The organism is Pseudomonas sp. SIMBA_067, from assembly GCF_046534675.1.
GTDB lineage: Bacteria > Pseudomonadota > Gammaproteobacteria > Pseudomonadales > Pseudomonadaceae > Aquipseudomonas > Aquipseudomonas putida.
Genome location: NZ_JAWRYH010000920.1, coordinates 1 through 252, shown reverse-complemented (window position 1 = coordinate 252; position 252 = coordinate 1). Strand labels below are relative to the sequence as shown.

At 67.1% G+C, this 252-nt stretch carries 1 pseudogene; it reads right to left on the bottom strand.

The features are described from left to right. Positions 1–66: 66 nt before the first annotated feature. Positions 67–252 (bottom strand): annotated as a pseudogene (locus tag SB765_RS31900) (iron ABC transporter substrate-binding protein); the annotation flags it as partial.

The following is a 252-nucleotide window of genomic DNA, read 5'->3' as shown; positions in this document are numbered from 1 at the left end:
CGCGCCGCCACAGCAGCCGGCGATAGTGCCAGGCGGCCAGTGCGGCGCCATCCTGAGCCAGTGCAGTCACTTGGCGTCGACCCAGTACTGGCCGTCCAGGCCGACCTTGAGCAGTTGGTTGATCTCGGCCAGGGTCGCCTGCGGGTCGAGGCCCTCGAAGCGCTCGGGGTGTACCCAGCGGGCCATGGCTTCGATGGCGAGGATGTTGAACGGCGAATTGTAGAAGTCATGCCACAGGCCATGCGCCTGGCC